Here is a 3,060-nt window from a genome sequence, read left to right as displayed (position 1 = left end):
CGACCTCTACCGGCGACTGGGGCATACCGTCGATCTGGTTGACCCGGTGCCCGGCCTGCCGGACATGGTCTTCGCCGCCAACGGCGGGTTGATCATCAATGGCAGGGCGGTCATTGCGCGCTTCAAATACCCTGAGCGCAAACAGGAGTCAGCCGCATACGCCGCGTGGCTGTGCGCGCACGGCCACCGGCCACACCAGACCCGCCACGTCAACGAAGGCCAGGGCGACTTGTTGCCCGTGGGCGACGACATCTTGGCCGGCTACGGTTTCCGGACCGACCTGCGGGCACACGGCGAAATAGCCGGGATCTTTCACCGGCGGGTGATCAGTCTCGAATTGATCGACCCGCGCTTCTACCATCTCGACACCGCGCTGACCGTGCTCGACGACAACACCATCGCCTACTATCCGCCGGCGTTCAGTTACGTCTCCCGCGCGCACCTGGAAACCCTGTTTCCCGATGCGATCCAGGTGGACACGGCCGACGCCTTCGCGTTCGGCCTGAATGCCGTCTCCGACGGCCGCCACGTCATACACCCGGCCGCGGCCGTCGGCTTTGCACGGCAACTGACCGAAGCCGGTTTCGAGCCGATCGGTGTCGACATGCCCGAGCTGCTCAAGAGTGGTGGATCCGTCAAGTGCTGCACGCTCGAGGTGTATTCGTGACCGCGTCGCGCACGGTGGTGGCCGGCAACGGCGAACTGACCGCGTCGGCGATCGCGCTCGACGAACGCTGCTGCGCGCACAACTACTCGCCGCTGCCCGTGGTGGCTGCCGGCGCCGAGGGGTGTTGGATCACCGATGTCGAAGGTCGTCGCTACCTCGACTGCCTGGCCGCATATTCGGCGGTGAACTTCGGGCACCGCAACCCCGAGATCACCGCGGCCGCCCACGCTCAACTCGACGTCCTCACGCTGGTCAGCCGCGCCTTCCACGCCGAACCCCTGGGCCGCTTCTGCGCGTCGCTGGCCGCGTTGTGCGGCAAAGACATGGTGCTGCCGATGAACAGCGGCGCCGAGGCGGTGGAGAGCGCGCTCAAGGTAGCGCGCAAATGGGGCACCGAGGTCAAGGGTGTTCCCGCCGGCTCGGGCAATATCGTGGTTGCCGACAACAACTTTCACGGCCGAACCATCAGCATCGTCAGCTTCTCGACGGATCCGACCGCCCGCGCCGGCTTCGGGCCCTTCACCCCGGGCTTTCGTTCCGTGCCGTTCGCCAACGCCGGGGCGCTGGCCGAGGTAATCGACGAGCACACCGTCGCCGTCTTGCTGGAGCCGATCCAGGGCGAGGCCGGCGTCGTCGTGCCACCGGAGGACTATCTGCCAGAGGTGCGTGAAATCTGCACGGCCCGAAACATTCTGATGATTGCCGACGAAATCCAGTCCGGCCTGGCCCGCACCGGGCGCACATTCGCCTGCGATCACTGGGGGGTGGTGCCCGACATCTATCTGCTGGGCAAGGCTTTGGGCGGCGGTGTCGTCCCGGTATCGGCGGTGGTGGCCGACCGCGACGTTCTCGGCGTGCTACATCCCGGTGAGCACGGTTCGACGTTCGGCGGTAACCCGTTTGCCGCGGCGATCGCCAGCACCGTGGTGTCGATGCTGAACCGCGGCGAATTCCAGCAGCGTGCAGCGCGACTGGGACGACGACTGCATTGGCGGCTGCGTGCGCTGATCGGCCGGGGCGTGCTCGACGTGCGCGGGCTTGGGCTCTGGGCCGGCGTCGACATCGACCCGACGCTCGGAACCGGCAGGCAGCTCAGCCTGCGGCTGGCCGAACGCGGCGTTCTGGTCAAGGACACGCACGGGTCGACGATACGGATCGCACCGCCGCTGGTGATCACCGAGGGTGAAATCGATTGGGCCATAGATCAATTAGCCGCGACATTGACCGAGCTGGCGAATTAGTACTTCAACACGCCCTTGTCGACCGGAATCTGCGCTCCGGTCAACGTACCCGATCCGTCGGAAACGAGCCAGGCCACGACATCGGATACCTCTGCAGCTGCCATGAACCCGTTGGGCTGCAGCGGCATCGGTCCGAAACTGTGCACGAAGTGCGGGTGCTCGGCGAAGACCTGCATCATCAGCTCTGGCTCGATCATCGGCGTCTCGACCGAGTAGGGATGGATCGAATTGACGCGGATACCATACTCCCCCAGCTCAATTGCCAATGTATTGGTCAGCGCGGTGAGTCCGTACTTGGACGCGGAGTAGTGTCCGTTACCCGGGGTGGCCTTCAGTCCGGCCGACGAACTGACCACCACGATGGCCCCGCCGCTGCCGGCCTCGATCATCACCGGCACCACGGCACGCACGGTGCGGAAAGTGCCGGTCAGGTTCACCCCGATCACGCTGTCCCATTGCTCGTCGGAAAGCTCCCAGACCCGCCCCCAACTCAGCACGCCGGCATTGGCGACCAGGATGTCGAGGCGGCCGAACTCCTCGACACCGTCGGCGACCAACTGTCGCAGCGCCGCGTCGTCGCGAATGTCGACCTGGCGGGCCAGGATCTTGCGCCCCTGCGCCTCGACCGCGTGCACCGTCTCCGCCAAATCCGCCGGGGTGGCGGCCGGGTAGGTGATGCTGTGCGACACCGGGGCGCAGATGTCCGCGGCGATGATGTCGGCGCCTTCGCGGGCCAACCGGATCGCGTGCGCGCGACCTTGGCCGCGCGCGGCACCGGTGATGAACGCGACCCGCCCCTGCAGAGTTCCCGTCACGACTGCCCCTTTCGCCGACTGCCGATCAGGCTAGCAGCGAAACTGGAACGTGTTCTAATCGCCTCGTCGCTCAGGAACGAAAACGGCGCCCACCCGTTCGGGTGAGCGCCGCTTTCGACGTGCGAACTACTTGATGATCTTGGTGACCCGGCCGGCGCCGACGGTGCGGCCACCTTCACGAATCGCGAACCGCAGGCCGTCATCCATGGCGACGGGCTGGATCAGCTTGACCGAGATTTCGGTGTTGTCACCGGGCATCACCATCTCGGTGCCCTCCGGCAGCGTCACCACACCGGTCACGTCGGTGGTGCGGAAGTAGAACTGCGGACGGTAGTTG

The 3,060-nt window shown here is 66.0% G+C and carries 4 protein-coding genes; 2 read left to right on the top strand and 2 right to left on the bottom strand.

The window, feature by feature from the left end:
• Both ddaH and rocD read left to right on the top strand, forming a co-directional pair.
• The coding region (ddaH, locus tag AC2VOG_RS17905) for a dimethylargininase (RefSeq protein ID WP_486941189.1) at positions 1 to 667 on the top strand (667 nt) is incomplete at its 5' end.
• Positions 664 to 1,908, top strand: coding sequence for an ornithine--oxo-acid transaminase (rocD, locus tag AC2VOG_RS17900; RefSeq protein ID WP_486941188.1), 1,245 nt, complete (start codon positions 664 to 666; stop codon positions 1,906 to 1,908). The genes ddaH and rocD, both read left to right, overlap by 4 nt.
• Here rocD and AC2VOG_RS17895 read toward each other — a convergent pair.
• Positions 1,905 to 2,723: a mycofactocin-coupled SDR family oxidoreductase gene (locus AC2VOG_RS17895; RefSeq protein ID WP_486941187.1), complete on the bottom strand. Its 819-nt coding sequence runs from the start codon at positions 2,721 to 2,723 to the stop codon at positions 1,905 to 1,907. The genes rocD and AC2VOG_RS17895 overlap by 4 nt on opposite strands.
• A 126-nt stretch (positions 2,724 to 2,849) precedes the next feature.
• The coding region (locus tag AC2VOG_RS17890) for an EF-Tu C-terminal domain-related protein (protein ID WP_486941186.1) at positions 2,850 to 3,060 on the bottom strand (211 nt) is incomplete at its 5' end.

The organism is Mycobacterium sp. TH-M11 (assembly GCF_057473725.1).
Note: the sequence above shows the minus strand (reverse complement) of the source record. Positions and strands in the feature narration are given on the sequence as shown.